This window comes from Protofrankia sp. Cas8 (assembly GCF_963555845.1).
GTDB lineage: Bacteria > Actinomycetota > Actinomycetes > Frankiales > Frankiaceae > Protofrankia.
The window spans coordinates 1-15613 of record NZ_CAUVXI010000035.1; the positions used below are offsets into that span (position 1 = coordinate 1).

A 15613-nucleotide genomic window follows, 5' to 3' on the forward strand; every position below is an offset into this window, starting at 1 on the left:
AAACGACGTTAAACGGTGACCGACCAACGTTCCACTCCGTGCGGCCCGCGTACTGGTCACCGCTGAACAGCAGGCAGGAGGCGGGGTCGATCGCGCCGTCCAGGCCGGCCAGGGTGGCGGTCACCCGGGCCTCGTCACCCTGGAAGACACCGGAATAGCGCTCGATGCCCTCGCCGAGCGCGCTCGCCTTCGCCTGGATGTCCGTCATGCCCTTGCCGCAGCTCTGGCTGCGCAGCCCATGGCGCAGCATGCGCAGGTCCCGCACCTCACGGGCCAGGTTGTGGCCGGCCGCGTAGCCGTGCAGCAGGCCGGGCGGCACACCGTGTCCGACATCGAGGTGGAACAGTCCGGTGACGGCTCCGGTGACCGGACTGACCTGGTGGAGGAACGCGTCGACGAACTCCTCGGGCGGGGTGGCCCGATGTCCGCCCTCGGCGGTGAAGCGCTTCTTGCGGCCCGACAACGTCACCGGCTGACGTGCCCTGGCCGCCATCAGGGTCGGATCCCCACATGCCGGACACTGGGGACGCCGCACTAGTTGATGACGTTCAGTGACAAGCGAGAAGGTGTCCAGTGTGATGACCACCGGCTCGGCATCCGGCATGCCGGCAAGCCACTTCGCCACCTCGAGCGCGATGATCTGCGCGCCCAGCGACGTGGTGACGGGCAACCGGGCCGCGGCGGTCGCGAACGGGGCATCCCGCCCGACCCGGCGCTGCAGGTAGGTCAGGGCCTGCCGGTTCGCCGACAACCGCTGGGCCAGGCACTCCCAGCAGCCGGTCCGGCCCGGCTCCAGCAGCGGCCCGACCCACAGGACGGAACCGACCGGCCTGGCCAGCAGCCAGGGACGTCCCGACCGCAGCGCGGCGGCGTTGTGTTCGGCGAGAGCGGGATGCAGATAGTCGTCGGTGACCGCCACCATCAGACGGTTGATCCCGGAATCGGTGCCGGTGCCGGTGCCGGTGCCGGTGCCGGTGCCGAGATCCGGCCCGGTGCCGACATCGATGCCACAGGCGGCGAGCGCGGCCGCGACCGGCCGCGGGTCGACGTCGCCCAGGACCCGCAGATCGACGGCTCCCGCCGCGACGGCACCGGCGGCCTGGTCACCGTCGAGACCGGCGAGGTTCCAGAACGCCGCGCCCGCGCCGTCGGCCGCACCTTCGCCCACCCGGGCGCGCCCGGAGCGCACGAGCCGGTCCAGGCCGAACAGCACCCGCTCCTGGGGGAACCGGCCGACCAGCTCGGTGCTGATCTGCTCGGCAGTGCGGGTGCCGTCCAGCAACGGCGCCACCGCCTCCGCGAGGGGCCCTGCGAGCACATCCACACCTCGCTCGGAGATGAGGTAGAGCCCCTCGCCCTCGACAACCTGCGGGAGGAGATGGCCGCGGAAAGCCAGCACCCCGTCCCCCGGGACACCGGACGGCCCGGTGATGGTCGACTCGATGGTCATCGTGTGCTCCTCAACGATCGGCGCACTGGCAACGGTCAGTGCAGCAGCAACGGTCAGTGCAGCGGCAACGGTCAGTGCAGCAGCGTCAGCGAGGGGAGGGCAGGCTCGATGAGGTGCAGGGCCAGCAGCCCGATCGCACTGGTACCGTCCACGGCCGACGGGATGAGCCGGTCGTCGACCACCCTGTCGCCGAACCAGGAGCCGGTCCGTGCGCGCCTGCGCACCAGGGCACGCAGCATCACCTCGGCGATCTCCCGGCCGGTCCCGCCGCCGTCGGCGGCATCTCCCAGCAGGGCCTCACCGGCGGTGGCGACCAACTCGCGGCAGGTCCGCCCGTCGGTGGCCGCCTGCGGCCGGGCGGGTGCCGCGTTGGCGTCAGTACCGTTGTCGTCGGTACCGATACTGCCGTCGGTACCGGTACTGCCATCGGTACCGGCCTCGGCTCCCCCGCTGGCCGCGATCGCCAACGCGCTCAACCGCCCGGACCGGGTGGCGAGGTCCGGGCGGTGGGCCCGCACCGCGGCCGCCACCACCGCCGGGTCGTCCACCAGGCCGGGTGCGCTGCGGTGGACGTGGGCCAGGGCGACCGCGATGCTGTCGCGGCCCACCGGAAGGAGATCGAGCAGCCGGCTGCCGGCGGGCAACCGGGTGAGCCGGACGCCGGTCCCACGCAGCGCGGTGAGTGCTCGGCTGGTCAGTTCCCCGGCCAGCGACACCCCGGCCAGCGATCGCGCGGTACCCGGCGTCGCCGGATCGCCGCCGGCCGGAACACCAGCACCGGCGGGGACGCTGCCGGTGACCTCGGGAAGGGCCAGCAGGTTGAGCAGCAACCCGGCGTCACCGAAGGGGACGTCGGCCAGGCTCCGGCCCGCCTGCGCGGCGGCGGCGAGGCCGGGCAACAGCCCACGCGCCGCATCGACCAGGGACTCGTCACCGAGCAGTTCCCCGCCGCGCGCGAGCGCGAACAGGGCCGCGCCGGGGCCGGTGAACCCGCCGAGCGCGATGGCGCCGCCCCACATCCTCGTGTCGCGGGCCAGGACCTGCAGCGCTTCGCCACCCGCCGCGATGTCCTCGAGCGCCTGGTGGGCGGCGACCCAGTACCGCGGCTCACCGGTCAGCACGAACAACTCGGCCAGGAACAGCGCCACGCCGCCGGCTCCGCTGAGCAGGTCCGGCGGAAGAATCTGAATCTGGTGGAGGTCGGGTACCGGGTACCAGGCGAGGCCGAGCCAGCCGGCCGGGTCGTCGGAGCCGCGATACCGGGCCGCCAGCAGGTCGTCGGCGATCCCGCAGGCGATGTCCAGGAGCTGGGTGCCGTCCATCGGCCCGGACCTGCGGCTCGGTACCGCCAACCGGCGCGGCGCCACCCCTGGCGGGCCGGCCTCGACACCGGCGGCGCGGTCGTCATCCGCACTGTCCGTGACGGCCAACGCCGTCTCGGTGCCGTAGCGGGCCGCCTCCATGCAGGCGGTGAGCACCGCGAGATGCCCGTCGAGGTCGAAGGTGTCGACCGTGGTCACCCGATCGTGCAGCCGCTGCCAGGCCGTGCCCTCGAAGTGCCCGGGAATCTCCCGTCCCGCCGGGGTGAAGGCGGACGTCGACGCCGTCCGTGACTCGAAGAGGGGAACGTCGAGTTCCCGGAAGGCGGCCAGTTCCTCCTCGGCGACCTCGGGCACGTCCGTGCGCTCGGTGTTCTCGTGCAGCATCCGGAAGGCGTTACGCAGGACGCCGCCCAGCACCGCCTCGCGGGCGGCGCCGTCGACGAGCGCGAGCGGGCCCAGCGAGGCACGCAGCAGGGTCTGGCAGTCGAAGGTGTTACGCCAGATGTAGCGGACCCGGGCGCCGTGGAACAGCCCGAGCGGACCGTCCGGGGCGAGCAGACCGTCACGGTTGGCCACCAGCGCGGCCTGCATGTCCCGATACCCGGCGATCACGTCGTCGAAGTGTTCCCACGGATCCGCCGTGACATCGCCATGCCACGGGCGGTAGCTGGGCAACGGCAGGTTGCTACCGCCGAGGCTCGCGCCCGGTGCGTCGCCCGCGTGGGACAGACAGCCGAGGTCAAGGGACCGCCCGTCCGGCCCGGACACCCACGGCTGCACCGCCATGGACGTGCGCACGATGCTGGACTCCAGCGCCTCGGCCAGCGTCCGCTGGCGGGCGTCCATGCTCGGCGGCGGGGCGGTACGCGGGTAGAGAACGCACTCGACGTCCACGAGCACCGGCTGGTCGCCCGCGGCGATGAGATTGTCCGCGAACAGGTCGCGCCCCTCCAGCAGTTGCATGAGCCGCATCAGCATGCCCAGCCGGCGGTAGTACCGGCTGAAGGCGTCGGGGCTGTCGCAGGGGCCGGCTGCGATGATCTCCTCCCAGCCGTGCTTGCCGCGCAGCAGGACGGTGTGGGTCGCCAGACCCAGCGGCAGCCCGGCTGCGTTGAGATAGGCGATCAGATCGGTGAGCGCCAGGGCTGTGGTGAGGTCCTTGGGCTTGTACACGACCGCGTGGCCGGCGGCGAAGTAGAGCAGCGCGACCGACCTGCCGCCCGCATGCCGGTCGCCGGCACCGCCGGTGAAACGGTCCAACGGGCCGGGATCGGCCCAGCCCCAGAGGTTACGTCGCAGGGTGGGCAGGTCCGCCCGCAGCCGCTCGAACATCTCCACGGTGACATCGCGCCACTGCTGGCAGGTCAGCCCGACCACGTAGGCGAGGCCGGGCAGCGCCTCCAGCCGGCCCAGCCATCCCTGGCGACTGACGTCGAGGTCGTCACGGTCGGCCCAGTCGAGCGATCCGGACGTCGCGGCGGCCACCTGCAGCTCGAACCGCAGCGCCGCGTCGCAGACCTCCACCAGACGGGTGACCAGGCTCCGGGTGACGGCCTGCCAACCCCGCTCGGTGACGGCGACGCCCGCCACGACCCCGTCGTCGCACGGCAGCAGTCGTTCGGCGGCCCGCTGGAACGCCACCAGCGGTGCGGCCTTCAACCCGGTGGCGTCGTCCTGCGCGGCGGTGGCCGGCTGGGCGTGCAGGAACTCCACGAGTGCCCACGCCCAGGTGGGGAGCTGGTCGGGGGTTCGCAGCGCGACGGTGCGCAGACCGGCGCCAAGCCCCCGACCGGTTGCCGCCCGGTGTTCAAGCAGTGCCCGGGTGGCCGCGTCGTCGCCGCCGGCCACGCGCAGCCAGCGGTTCACCCGGTCCGAAAGCCGGCCGCGGCCGACACCCGGCACACCGACGAACATCGTGGTGTCGGAACGCTCGTGGAACGGCGCGGCGGCACAGATGATCTCACGCAGCCGTGCGTCACCGCCCGGCAACCCCAGCAGCGTGTCCCCGGAGCCGGGGAGACCCGCCCGCGGCGCGACGCCGGGGACCGGCATCGCGGCTGGACCACCCAAGGCTGGACCACCCTGGGTTGGGCCGCCTGAGGCTGGCATGGGGACGGTGTCCATCACATCTCCTGTCCGGCGGCCAGGCGGCTGAACAGACCGTCCTGGCGGGCCAGCTCTGCAAAGGTGCCCACGGCCGCGACCCGGCCGCTGTCGAGTACATAAATCCGATCCGCCTGACGGACCGTGCTCAGCCGATGTGCGATGACAATGCGTGTGCAGGAAAGCTCCGCCACCCGGCTGGTCACCTCGTGCTGGGTCTTGTTGTCCAGCGCGCTGGTGGCCTCATCGAAGATGAGAATCGCGGGCTTACGCAGGAGCGCGCGGGCGATGAACAGCCGTTGGATCTGCCCACCGGAGAAGCTCTGGTGGTCCTCCCCGACCCGGGTCGCCAGACCCAGCGGCAGGCGCCGCAACTCGTCGGCGATGCCGGCGGTCTGTGCGGCCTGCCAGACGTCGTCCTCGGTGACGCCCTGGGCCGAACCGACGATGTTGTCCAGCAGCGAACCGCGGATCAGGCGGCTGTGCTGGGTGACCACACCGATCTGGGCGCGAACCGCCCTCGGGTCGAGCCCGGCAAGATCCCGACCGTCGTAACGGACGTGACCGGAAGCGGGGGTCTCGAACCCGAGCAGCAGCCGGACGATCGTGGACTTGCCCGCTCCGGACGGCCCGACCACCGCGACCATCTCGCCCGGCTCCGCCCGCAGCGCGATCCGGTCCAGGGTGGCGCGGGAGTTTCCGGGATATGCGAAGGTCACGTCGTCCAGGTCGACCGTGCCTGCGAGCGCGCCGGGGTCGGCGGCATCGGCGTCGGCCTCCGGCTCGGCGGCCAGGATCGGGGTGAGCCGGGTGAGGATCGGCGCCACCGCGAACGCGGGCCCCGCCACGCTGCCGAGCTGGCCCAACGCGATCGACACCTGGGCCACCGCCACGGCGGTGACGAGCAGGTGCTCGACGCTCACCGCCATGCCCAACGCGGTGGCACCCGCGACGAGCGCGGTCAGCAGCAGTGGCTGCGCTCCGGCGACCAGCCCGGTCGCGACCGCCTGCAGGCGTTGAGTGGCCGCGTCCGCGCGCTTCTGCCGGGCGAACAACCGCGCCCACAGCGCGAAGACGGCGGTCTCCCGACCCGCTGCCTGGATCTTGTCGATACCGAGCATCACCGGGTAAAGGAGCCCGTAGACCTCGCCGTGCAGCCGGAACACCTCCGACTCGTGTCGCTGCTGACGGCGGGCGAGGACGACCAGCGCCACCGCCAGCACGGTCACGCCGGCGAAGACCAGCCCCGCCAGCCCCGGGTCTATACCGATCACCACCACCATGCTCACCAGGGCGAAAACCGTGCCGAGCAGAGCGGTGACGGTGACATCGGACAGGCTGCGACGGATCTCGGCGATGCCGCCCGCCCGCGCGACCAGCTCACCGGTGGAGTACCGGGTGAAAAAGGGCGCGCCCAGGGACAGTAGGCGGTCCCACACCGCAGGCTCCAGAGCCGACTGCAGCCGGCTCTGCAGCCGCACGATGGCCGCGTTGCGTACGAGCAGCAGCAGGCCGGAAGCGGCCACGACCGCGGCGAGCAGGCCCGCGAGCCAGCCCAACGCACCCGGGCCGCCATCGATGACCAGCCGTGGCAGCACCAGTCCGATCGCCAGTGGAACAGTCAGCGCGAGCAGGCCCGCGACGATCCCGGCGAGCAGCAGGACACCGAGGTCCGGTCCGGAGCCGGCCAGGGCGAACTTGATCACGGCCGGTAGTGAGCGCGCGTGGGCCGGCAACGGCCGATAGACCGCTAGCGCGGTTGGCGCAAGGGTGCGTGCGGTCGCCTCGGTGAGTGGACGGCGCTCGCCGGTGGCCGGGTCGTGGATGCGGTAGCCGCGGCGCCGTGGCAGCAGTGCCACCGGATGCCCGTCCTCGCCCGTCCATCCGATCATGACGGTGGCGGTGCCGGCCAGCCGGGACGGGTCCAGGGTGACGGTGCGCCCGCGGATGCGGCTGGCCCGCAGTATGGCGCCGACGGGATCGGATGTTCCCCCGACGCGCGGTGACACGGCGAGCCCGGCCGGTGCGGCCAGCCCGGCGGGTACGACCAGCGGTACGCCGAGCGTTTCGGCCACCGCCCCGACCACCTCCGTGGCCTGCGCGACCGGATCCCCGGCCGGGACCGACGGGTCGGCCGGTGCCAGCACGGCGCCCAGCGCCGACCATGCTCCGGTGAGCACTCGCAGGTTGTCCGCGGCGCGCTCGTGCAGCCGCCGCCGCCACCTCGCGTCATCCCGGTCCGCCCGGCTGATCGCCAGCGCCAGGACGGTCCGGTGGAAGCCGCCAAGGGCGGCGACGGTGAGCGTGGCGAAGTTCTCGCCGGTCAACGACGGCGGATCAAGCGCGTCCGGAGCACCGGGCCCGTCCGGAGCACCAGGCGCACCCGACGTATCCCGCACGTCCCCGGCCACGGCGCGGGTGATCCGCACCAGCCAGTCCCGCAGCTCCGGCTCGGTGATGCTGGGCGGGACGATCCACGTCCCGGTGAGGGAACGCCGGCGCAGCACCGTGGGCGGCACGGTGCGCGCGATCAGTGTCCATCCCTCGGGAACATCACCGGGGGCCACACCGACCAGCACCTCGCCGGCGGACACCCGCAGCAGCGGCCGCAGCTCACCGGCGCCGGCATCGGAACCGCCCGGCCCGGCATCGCCCGACCCAGCCTCGCGTTGCAGGAACAGGTCGACCGCGCCCTGTTCGACCCGCCAGAAGCTGGTGTGATCCCAGACGTCGACGGTGTGTGTCGACATTGACCACGCCTTGCCGCCGCCCGCGGACGCGGTCACCTCCGGGCGCACAGCGGTGGGATTCGATGTCATACCAGCTCCTCCAAGAGGCGGCGGTACGGTCCGGCCGCGGCGGCCAGGTCGGTGTGGGCGCCGCGTTCCACCACCCGCCCCCGGTCGAGCACGACGATCTCGTCGGCATCCCGGATGGTGCTCAGCCGGTGAGCGAGGATCAGACAGGTACATCCACGGCCGCGGATGTTCGCATCGACGTTGCGCTCGGTGATGGGGTCGAGCGCACTTGTGGCCTCATCCAGGATGAGTACGGCGGGGTCCATGGCCAGCGCGCGGGCGATCTCCAGGCGCTGGCGCTCCCCGCCGGAGAGGTTACGGGCCTCCTCCCGCACCCAGGCCGCGTCGAGCCCACCGCGCTGGGCCACCACGTCGGCGACACAGGCGTGCTCAAGTGCAAGGCGCAGCTCCGCATCGCTGATATGGCCGTCCCACAGCGTGAGGTTGTCGCGAACACTCCCGGAGAAGAGGTGCAACTGCTGATCCACATAGGCGATCGATGAGGTCAGCACCGCGCGCGCGACGTCCTCACGGCGCATCCCGTCGTAGCGGACCTCGCCCGAGACCGGCCGCAGCACCCCGGCGACGAGCCGGGCCAACGTGGACTTCCCACCGCCGGACGCCCCGACCACAGCCACCCGCTGGCCTGCCGCGATACGCAGCGAGACGCCGGCGAGCACGGGCGGGCGGTGCGGGTCGTAACCGAAGCTGACGTCGACCAGCTCGATGTGCCCGCGCAACCTCCCGGCGTCGACGGGCACTCGCTGCGCGGGCACCGCCGGGCGCTCCGCAACCGAGACCGTGCCGGTGCCGGTGCCGGTGCCGGTGCCAGGGGCAGGGGCAGGGGCAGGGGCCAGGATGGGGGTCAGCGCCGGGTCCGGTTCGGCGTCGAGGACATCGTCGACGAGCGCCTGCTGGGCACGGGCAGTGATCAGATCCGCGCCGGCGCCGACCAGAATGGTGATCTGGAGCAGCAGACTGCCCATGATCATCTGCACCGCCACCAGCGTGCCGACGCTGATCTGTCCGTGCAGCAGCTCCTGGAAGCCGAGCACGACCACCAGCCCACCGGCGAGAACGTTCAGCGTCGTCGGCAGTACCAGCAGCGTCTGCGCCCGCGCGGAGGCGCGCTGGCCGGCGTTGATGGCGCGGGCCTGCCAGCCGGCCCAGGTGGCGAAGAAGGTGTCCTCACCGCCGTCGGCCTTGAGGGTTTCGATCGCCGCTATCCCGGCGAACGCGACACCGTCGCGTCGGCTGTCGGCGACCTGCAGTTCGTGGCGGTCCGCGGTCTGGCGCGCGACGACGGCCCGCAGCGCGACCAGGTTCGCCGCGGCGACGCCGACGCCGATCAGGGCGAGTCGCCAGTTGAGCCAGACCAGCGTGCCCAGGTAGAGCGCACCGGTCAGGACGCTGGCCACCGCCGCGGCGAGCCGGGTCGTGAGCACCACGGACAGGCCGTCGTTGACCTGCACCCGGGTGACCAGACCGCCGAGCTGGCGGCGGTGGAAGAACACCCCGGGCAGCCGGAGCATCCGCCACAGGAACTCCCCGGACGTGCGCGCCGCCATGGCCACCAGCACCCGGCCCAGCACGGCCTGCTGGAGCCAGGTGGCCGCCACCACCGTGACCGCCGCCGCCGCCAGCGCGATGCTGAGCCGGACGGCCAACGTGTCGGCGCCGATCCCCGCGGTACCGGCCAGACCGGGGTCGGCCAGATTCGGGTCGGTCAGGAAGGTACGGAACAGGACCGAGGCGAGCACGGTCGGGATGGCCCCGAGCAGGCCGGCGAGCACGGCGATCGCGGCCACCGACGCGTGTGGACGCAGCCGGGCGGCGACGGCGTGGGCGAACGGCATCCGCCGGCCACCGCGGCGGAATGTCGGGTCCGGGGCGAAGGTGATGACGATGCCGCGGAAGGTGTCCGCGAAAGCGTCGGGGGTGGCCCGGTACCGGCCCGCGGCGGGGTCGTTGACCAGTACCCGGCCACGGCGGACGCCGTCGAGGACGGCGAAGTGCGGGCCGTCGACGAGCACGACCGCGGGTGTGGGCAGGGCGCGTAGCGTCGCGGTGTCCACCGGATTGCCGCGCTCCCGCAGGGCCACCCGGCGGCCGGTTCCGGTCAGCCCGTACCGGGCGGCGCCGCGGACCAGCGCGGCAGCCGTCGCCCCGTCGCGGGTCACCCCACATGCCTGGCGGACCTCGTGCAGGCTCACCCGCCGGCCGAAGCCGGCGAGGACCGCGGTCAGGCAGGCCGCCGCGCAGTCCTGCTCCTCCATCTGTGGGACGAACGCACTGCGTCGCCGCGCGTGGCGTAGGCGCAGGCGCAGGCGCAGGCGTAGGTGTAGGCGCAGGTGTGGACGCAGGCCGTGCCGGCCGGCGGGCCGACCGCGGCGCGATCGTGAGTGCGCTGAGCCACCGCGCCCCCCGGTCTCCGGGTCGGTCGCGATCGCCGCGCTCACCGACGCTGTCCAAACAGGACCCGCAACGGATGATCGCGACTGATGAGAATGCTCGCCGCGACCGGGCTCATCGCCGGAATCTGCGCACCGATCTCGGCACCCGCCGCGTCGATGCCCACCTCGACGAGCCACACGTCCGTACCGGCGTCGACTCCGGGCACCCGCTGGGAGCCGAACCGGGACACCAGCTCGGCCGCGGATGACGGGTAGCCGGCCACGGCTGTGATGTGCCCGGCCAGCACCCCGCCCGCCAGGGCCAGGTGCGTCTGCTGTCCCGGTTGCAGGCTGGACAGCTCCTCGCGCGAGGTCACGAACAGAACAGCCTGCGCCGGCGCGGTCCGCGGATCCGCACCAGGGTCGACCAGGACGACCGCAGCCCCGGCGTCCAGCTGCTGGCCCGGGACGGCGACGACGTTCATGACCGCGCCGTCGGCCGGCGCGTGCACCGGCGCGGGGCCGTCCGGCGTGGCGACGATCGCGACGACCTGATCGCGGTGCACCTGCTCGCCCGACCCGACCGTGACCGAGAGGAGCGCGCCGGCCTTCGGCGCCGCCGCGGCCAGTGGACCCCGGCCGTGTACCAACACACCGCGCGCGGAAAGGTGGTGTGGCAGCGTACCCACGACCGCCCAGGCCGCCCCCGCGCCGATCAGGACGACCAGGGCGAGCGCAGCCGCCCACAGCCGTCCCGACAGGACACGGATCGGCTGGTCAAGGTGGTCGGCGGCGTACACACCCTGCGTCGCGCCCGACGTCTGCGCCACGTTCGGCGCCGACTCCGGCGCCGTGTGCACCCCGGTTGTCACTGGATTCGGCGGTTTCGCCGGTTTCCCGCCGGTCGACCCCGGCGGGGGTGCGGGGTCGGCCACCGGCGTCCGGTCGGCTGACGGGGATGGTGCAAGGCGCATGGCGGGCTCTCCCAGCCTGGGGTCGGGACGGCCAGTGGTGGCCGATCCGCGGGTAGTCCGCGGGATGTCCGCGGGATGTCCGCGGGATGTCGGAGTGCCGGTCAGGGAACGCGCGCGGCGCCGACCCTCACGCGTCGACGGGGACAGCCGCAGCGAAAGTCACCGGAAGTGCCCGCAGACCGGTGAAGGCCAGCGAGGGCTCCCACTGCGCGGTGTCCGCGGTGAGCGGGGTACGCAGGTCCCGGCAACGGCGCGCGAGCCGGTCCAGCAGGGTCGCGCCGGCGGCGAGCGAGAGCGGCGCCCCCAGGCACAGGTGGGGCCCGAAACCGAACCCGAGGTGCCGGCGCTCGGAGCGCCGCGGGTCGAGCCGGTCGGGATCGACGAATCGGCGGGGGTCGCGGTTGGCCGCGGCGAACAGGAGGATGGCCGCCGCGCCGCGTCGCAACCGCCGTCCGCCGACGTCGATGTCATCCAGGAGCACCCGCGTGCTGGCGCGGACCGGGCTCCCGAGCCGCACGCATTCGTCGAACACGGCCTCGGCGTCGCCGGGATGGTCCCGAATGTGGTCGAGAAGCTCCGGCGCCTGCAGAACCTGCCACACCGCGGCGGACAACCCCGCCGTCAGCGTCTCCAGCCCGTTGACGAACAGCATCAGGACGAACGCGACCAGCTCGTCGTGGGTGAGCTGGCCGTCACGGGTGGCGAGAGCGAGCCGGCTGAGCAGGTCGGGTCCGGGCTGATGTTCGCGGTCGGCGCACAGCCGATTGATGTAGTCGAGAAGATCGTCGATCTTTCGATCGGTGTCCGGGGGTTGCTCGACACCGAAGCCGAGCATCTGTCCACTGAGCACGACGGCCCACTCCAGGACACGGCCGCGGTCCTCGACCGGGATGGCGAGCAGCGCGCAGGTGAGGGCTACCGGCAGCGGCACGGCCAGGTCCGCGACGACGTCGAACGATCCCTGGCCGGCGTTCGCGTCGACCAGCGCGTCCACGGTTTCGCTGACCAGCGTGCGCGCCTGCGCGATGCCGCGGGAACTGAAGGTACGGATCGCGAGCCCCTTGAGCCGGCGATGGTCCGCGCCGTCGCGCAACGGCAGCATCCGGGACAGTGCCGCGGACAGTACGGGATTCGGTGACAACGGGATCGCGGTGCCCAGCACCGACGGATCCGAGGAGGTGGCCGGATGGGTGGCGACCGCCATCAACTCGTCGTAGCCCGCCACCACCCACATCCGACCCAGTGGGGTCACCGGCTCCTCGGTGACCAGGCGGCGGTAGAAGGCGGCCGGATCGCGCCGCGCCCGCGGGTCACTGAAAAATGTCTGCACTTCGGCGGTTAACGTGCTCAACGCCGTAGCTCCTCTCCCGTGCTAGGGCCTGTCCGGGCGCGCGCCCCCCGGACGGCAACAGCCCCTGGGCTGCCGCAGCCCCTGGACCGCCGCAGCCCCTGGACCGCCGGGAAAACGCCGGCCCGGCACAGCTGTGCCGGGGCCGGGCCGGGCGCTCTCAGGTCAGTTGGACAGGCTGCTGAAGCTCGACACCGGGCAGGCTGCGCAGGCCAGCGAGCTGACGGAAAGACCGGCGGCGACAGAGTCAAGCTCCTCGATACTCAGGTCGCCCTCGGGCTTCGCCGGGATCTCCGGCGTGGGTGCCGACTCGGGCAGCGTGATGCCGAACTCGGCGAGGACCGAGCGTGCGTCGCCGGCGTAGCGAGCCTCCAGCTCCGGGTCTCCCCAGATCCGGGCGACCATGGTGGCGAACCGAGTGCGATCCTCATCGGAGACCACATAGCTGTTCTCGGACATGTGACGTCACCTTTCATGTCATGCGTGCGGGTCTGGATGTGCTCGGGCTGTCCCGGGTGCGACATCACTGTCCGTCAGGCAGGCGTGTTCACGACAGTCGCCAATGTCAGTGGTTTCACCCGGGCAGATATCACATCCGCATGGATGTCACTTTCACGGGTCGGCCATGACATCTGTCATCACCTGCCCCGAGATGGTGTGTGGGCCTTCCCCGCCATACGCCTGCGCGCCTACGCTGCCAGGCGACACCGTGCGCTCGCACGAGCATCGCGGCGTCAGCCGAAATACGAGCATCGCGGCGTCAGCCGGAATACCGGAGTCCACGACCGGAGGAACGAATGATTGAGGCCATCGGTCTCACGAAACGGTACGGCCGCAGGACGGTGGTGAATGGCCTGACCTTCGGTGCGGGAGCCGGTGCGGTGACCGGCTTCCTCGGGCCGAACGGTGCCGGAAAATCCACCACTATGCGGATGATTGTGGGGCTCGACCGACCGTCGGACGGCGTGGTCACCGTCAATGGCCGGCCTTTCCACCAGCATCGCCAACCGGTACGGGAAATCGGGGTGCTACTCGATGCCGGGGCGGTTGATCCGGCCCGTACACCCCATGACCACCTGCGCTGGCTGTGCGCGAGCAACGGGATTGCCCGCCACCGCATCGACACCGTCCTGGAGATGGTGGGCCTGGGTGACGCCGCCGGGACGCCGGCCGGCCGGCTTTCCCTCGGAATGACGCAACGGCTCGGAATGGCGGCGGCGCTGCTCGGCGACCCACCGACGTTGGTGCTCGACGAGCCGGCCAACGGCCTTGATCCCGACGGCATCACCTGGATCAGAAAGCTGCTGGCCACGCTTGCCCGGGAGGGCCGCACGGTCTTCCTGTCCAGCCATCTCATCGCCGAGATCGCACAGATCGCCGACCGGCTGGTCGTCATCGGGCGGGGCCGCCTGCTCGCGGCCGACTCGGTCGAACGGATCATCGCCGGTCACGGCGGCCCGTCGGTCGTGGTGCGAAGCCCCAGGGCCGGGGAGCTCGCCGCCGTGCTGCGCCGGCACGGCGCCCAGGTCGATGATCAAAAAGGCGCGCCGGCAGCGGGCGTCGAGCGGGACGGCACCTCGTCCGACCTGCTCACCGTCCGCGGGATGGACAGCGGAGCGATCTTCGACATGGCCGTGGCGCACGGCCTGCGACTGGTGGAACTGTCCCCGGCCGACACATCCCTCGAAGAGGCGTTCACCGCGCTGACCGAAGCGAGCACCGTCCATCGCGGCGCCCTGGGCCGGGCGTCCCCAGTGGAAGGCACTGAAACGCAATGATCGTTCCCAACATGGCCACTCCCGACAGGGCCACCCCCGACGTGGCCGGTCCTGGTACGGCTGGTTCCGACACGAGTACCTCGCTCCCGTCTCCCGGGCAGCTCCCGGCGCCAGAGCCGGCGCGGGTCGCCGCCCACGGCGCGGGGAGCGCGGGTGCGGCGGCACTCGGCCGGGCGGTCTACTCCGAGTGGATCAAACTGTTCTCGGTGGCGTCGACGCGACGCTCGCTGCGGCTGGCGCTCATCGCCTCCGTCGGGGTCGGCGCGATCCTGTGCTCCACCCGGGTACGGGGATGGGCCTCGTTCTCAGCTGCCGACCGCGCGACCTTCGACGCGACCGCGACGTCCCTGGCGGGGCTTATCGTCGCCCAGATCCTGCTGGGCGCGATGGCCGCGCGTTTCGTCACGACCGAGTTCACCACGGGCATGATCCGCACAACTCTTGTCGCGGTGCCACGACGCTGGATGGTCCTGGCCGCCAAGGCAGCGGTCGTGGCGGTGGTCACGGCGCTCGCGGGCCTGACCGCATCGTTGGGAGCTTTCATCGTCGGCCAACAGGTGCTGGCACGCCGTCACATCGAGGCAACGCTCAGCTCCGGGCCGACCCTGCGCGCCGTACTCGCCGGCGGACTGGCCGTAGCCGTGGTGAGCCTGCTCGGTCTGGCGATCGGCACGGTCGTCCGGCATCCCTCGGCGAGCGTGGCCGTCTACTCACTGAGCCTGTTCGGAGTCAACCTGCTGACGGCGGCGCTGCCGGCATCGACCGGCAACCGCGTGCAGGCCTACCTGCCCGAGGGGGCCGTGCAGGCGCTCAGCAGCGTCCGGCCCGTGGCCGGGTCGTTGTCAACCGCAGGCGAGGTCGCGGTGCTCGCGGTCTGGGCGCTGGTCGGCCTGGTCATCGCCGGGACGGTGTTCACCCGCCGGGATGCGTGACGCCCGATGCGCCTGAGTACCGGTACGGCCGAGACCCGGTGCGGCCGAGACCCGGTGCGCCTGACCGTCAGCCGCGCCGACGGATGATCATCGGTAGGCCGCCACGCGGCCGCAGGGTCACCAGCGGCTCAGGTACGACCTCATGACCGACGACCGGTTCGAACGCCCACCGACGACAGATCGTGGCCAGTGCCAGCACCCCCTCGGTCTGGGCGAAGCTGTTGCCGATGCACTGGTGCGGACCGCCTCCGAAGGGGAAGTAGGCGTACCGGGGCCGGTCCGGGTCGATCCGGTCCCCGAGCCAGCGGGTCGGGTCAAAACGTTCCGGGTCCGGCCACCACTGCGCGTCGCGATGGACAACCCACTGGCACAGCAGCAGCGTCGAGCCGGCCGGCAACCGATAGCCTCCGACAAGACGGTCTTCCAGCAGATACCGATCCGACAAGACGGTCTTCCAGCAGATACCGACCCATGCCCCACACCGGCGGGTAAAGCCGCATCGCCTCGGTGAACAC

At 72.1% G+C, this 15613-nt stretch carries 10 protein-coding genes; 2 read left to right on the top strand and 8 right to left on the bottom strand.

The genetic code is table 11. The annotated features are described in order from the left end of the window. The 7 genes from U9977_RS07890 to U9977_RS07920 form a co-directional block, all read right to left on the bottom strand. Positions 1-1450: TOMM precursor leader peptide-binding protein (locus U9977_RS07890; protein WP_322748534.1), on the bottom strand; the 1450-nt coding region annotated here is incomplete at its 3' end. A 71-nt stretch (positions 1451-1521) separates the two neighbouring features. Continuing rightward, entirely contained in the window at positions 1522-4824 is a 3303-nt protein-coding gene (locus U9977_RS07895) for a DUF4135 domain-containing protein (RefSeq protein ID WP_322748535.1), read from the bottom strand. A 71-nt stretch (positions 4825-4895) separates the two neighbouring features. Next, positions 4896-7694, bottom strand: coding sequence for an ATP-binding cassette domain-containing protein (locus U9977_RS07900; RefSeq protein ID WP_322748536.1), 2799 nt, complete (start codon positions 7692-7694; stop codon positions 4896-4898). After that, positions 7691-10132: an ATP-binding cassette domain-containing protein gene (locus U9977_RS07905; protein WP_322748537.1), complete on the bottom strand. Its 2442-nt coding sequence runs from the start codon at positions 10130-10132 to the stop codon at positions 7691-7693. The genes U9977_RS07900 and U9977_RS07905 overlap by 4 nt, the downstream gene beginning before the upstream one ends. Beyond that, a complete protein-coding gene (locus tag U9977_RS07910; protein ID WP_322748538.1) occupies positions 10129-11040 on the bottom strand; it encodes a biotin/lipoyl-containing protein in 912 nt (303 codons plus the stop codon). The genes U9977_RS07905 and U9977_RS07910 overlap by 4 nt, the downstream gene beginning before the upstream one ends. A 127-nt stretch (positions 11041-11167) precedes the next feature. Beyond that, entirely contained in the window at positions 11168-12391 is a 1224-nt protein-coding gene (locus tag U9977_RS07915) for a cytochrome P450 (RefSeq protein WP_322748539.1), read from the bottom strand. Between the two features lie 162 nt (positions 12392-12553). Continuing rightward, entirely contained in the window at positions 12554-12847 is a 294-nt protein-coding gene (locus U9977_RS07920; RefSeq protein ID WP_322748540.1) for a hypothetical protein, read from the bottom strand. Between the two features lie 338 nt (positions 12848-13185). On the opposite strand from U9977_RS07920, the gene U9977_RS07925 reads away from it, so the two are divergent. Both U9977_RS07925 and U9977_RS07930 read left to right on the top strand, forming a co-directional pair. Further along, a complete protein-coding gene (locus U9977_RS07925; RefSeq protein WP_322748541.1) occupies positions 13186-14166 on the top strand; it encodes an ABC transporter ATP-binding protein in 981 nt (326 codons plus the stop codon). Continuing rightward, positions 14163-15098, top strand: coding sequence for a hypothetical protein (locus U9977_RS07930; RefSeq protein WP_322748542.1), 936 nt, complete (start codon positions 14163-14165; stop codon positions 15096-15098). The genes U9977_RS07925 and U9977_RS07930 overlap by 4 nt, the downstream gene beginning before the upstream one ends. 67 nt (positions 15099-15165) lie before the next feature. Here U9977_RS07930 and U9977_RS07935 read toward each other — a convergent pair. Further along, the coding region (locus U9977_RS07935) for a cytochrome P450 (protein ID WP_322748543.1) at positions 15166-15613 on the bottom strand (448 nt) is incomplete at its 5' end.

Coding starts and splice junctions, on each gene's coding strand:
- U9977_RS07895 (WP_322748535.1), bottom strand. CDS start 4,824: ATGCCGGTCCCCGGCGTCGCGCCGCGGGCGGGTCTCCCCGGCTCCGGG.
- U9977_RS07900 (WP_322748536.1), bottom strand. CDS start 7,694: ATGACATCGAATCCCACCGCTGTGCGCCCGGAGGTGACCGCGTCCGCG.
- U9977_RS07910 (WP_322748538.1), bottom strand. CDS start 11,040: ATGCGCCTTGCACCATCCCCGTCAGCCGACCGGACGCCGGTGGCCGAC.
- U9977_RS07920 (WP_322748540.1), bottom strand. CDS start 12,847: ATGTCCGAGAACAGCTATGTGGTCTCCGATGAGGATCGCACTCGGTTC.
- U9977_RS07925 (WP_322748541.1), top strand. CDS start 13,186: ATGATTGAGGCCATCGGTCTCACGAAACGGTACGGCCGCAGGACGGTG.
- U9977_RS07930 (WP_322748542.1), top strand. CDS start 14,163: ATGATCGTTCCCAACATGGCCACTCCCGACAGGGCCACCCCCGACGTG.